Origin of the sequence: Streptomyces sp. WM6386 (assembly GCF_000972385.1) — a bacterium.
GTDB lineage: Bacteria > Actinomycetota > Actinomycetes > Streptomycetales > Streptomycetaceae > Streptomyces.
Genome location: NZ_JXTE01000509.1, coordinates 1 through 437, shown reverse-complemented (window position 1 = coordinate 437; position 437 = coordinate 1). Strand labels below are relative to the sequence as shown.

Here is a 437-nt window from a genome sequence, read left to right as displayed (position 1 = left end):
CTCCTGAGCCGTGACGACGACCTTGCGGGCTTTCACCGAGAACCGTTCGAAAGTCATGCTTCCATGGTCTCAACCGTGTCAATACACTGCTATTGATAGGGTCACCATGCTGAAGGGAGGGTGTGATGGAGACACCGTCGAACTGGGACGACCGGCTCGCGAGCTGGCAGAACGAGCTGGAGCTCTTCGAGCAACTGGACGAGACACCTTGGGTCACGCTGGCCAAGGCGGAGACCGAGACCGGCGTTTCCCGCTCGGCCCTGCGATCCTGGTACCGCAATGGCGAGATCCGGTCTCGGCTGGTGGACGGCCCGAACGGGCCGCAGCGCCTGGTCCAGTTGGACGCGGTGATCGAGCGCGCCGCCGCGTCACCGCGCATCCAGCGCAGGGCGGAACGGGAAGTCAGCCTGGAAGCCCAGGTCACCCTGCTTCGGCAG

At 64.5% G+C, this 437-nt stretch carries 1 protein-coding gene; it reads left to right on the top strand.

What is annotated here, in order from left to right; genetic code table 11:
- Positions 1–125: 125 nt before the first annotated feature.
- Positions 126–437 (top strand): excisionase (locus TN53_RS42465; RefSeq protein WP_046264260.1); only part of this gene is annotated, 312 nt, incomplete at its 3' end.